Genomic DNA, 1010 nt, shown 5'->3' on the forward strand with positions numbered 1-1010 from the left:
CGTTAAAGCAATCAGGTGTACGTTGGCTGTGGCTAGCGATTGTGATTTTTTTGGCCGATATAGGCATTAAATACGTTGTCATGAACAACATGGGATATGGCTGGGCAAACCGAATTGAAATTTTGCCTTTCTTCAATCTTCTCTATGTTCACAACTATGGCGCAGCTTTCAGCTTTTTGAGCGATCAAGCGGGTTGGCAACGTTGGTTGTTTACCGGTATCGCGTTTGTAGTCACAGGTCTTTTGACTTATTGGATGAGTAAGCTTCCTGCAAAAGAAAAGTGGAACAACATTGCTTACGCCATGATTATTGGCGGTGCCGTTGGCAACGTATTTGACCGCGTGATCCATGGTTTTGTGGTCGATTACTTAGACTTCTACTGGGGCAATTATCACTGGCCGGCATTTAACCTTGCTGATATGGCGATTTGTCTTGGTGCGGCGATGATTATCCTAGACGGCTTTCGCAAGAAAGACACAGAAAAAGCCTAAATCGTGGCCATGTATATTGGAAAAGTCGAATAACCCTAAGCGTCGTCCGTTGATTCGTACGACGCTTTTTATTATGTTGGAGCGCAAATCCGCACATCAGTGTATAAAAAGACAAAGCGGATAGACGTAATGACCCAAGAACAAGGAAGCAGTAACGTGACAACAATAACGAATGATTCGATAGTAACCCTGCATTTTACGATCAAAATGAAAGATGGTTCGGTGGCAGACAGCACTCATAATATGGGCAAACCAGCGAAGTTTGTGATGGGTGACGGCAGCCTGAGTGAGAACTTCGAGCAGTGCTTGGTGGGGCTCCAATCTGGTGAGAACAAAGCGATTGAACTCAAAGCACAAGATGCTTTTGGTATGCCTAATCCAGACCATATTCATCATATGGATCGCACCAAATTTGTTGGTGAAGCGGAAGTTGAAGTCGGTACTATCATGGCTTTCAGTGGCCCTGATGGTATGGAAATTCCGGGCATCATTACTGAGATTGCTGGCGATTCGGTAACG

General features: G+C 44.8%; 2 protein-coding genes. Both read left to right on the forward strand.

Features of this window, described 5'->3' with window-relative positions; genetic code table 11:
• Positions 1-491: signal peptidase II (gene lspA / locus R7P67_RS26690; RefSeq protein WP_318086568.1), on the forward strand; the 491-nt coding region annotated here is incomplete at its 5' end.
• Between the two features lie 156 nt (positions 492-647).
• Positions 648-1010 (forward strand): FKBP-type peptidyl-prolyl cis-trans isomerase (gene fkpB / locus R7P67_RS26695; protein ID WP_318086569.1); only part of this gene is annotated, 363 nt, incomplete at its 3' end.

It is taken from the genome of Vibrio sp. Vb0937, assembly GCF_033338855.1.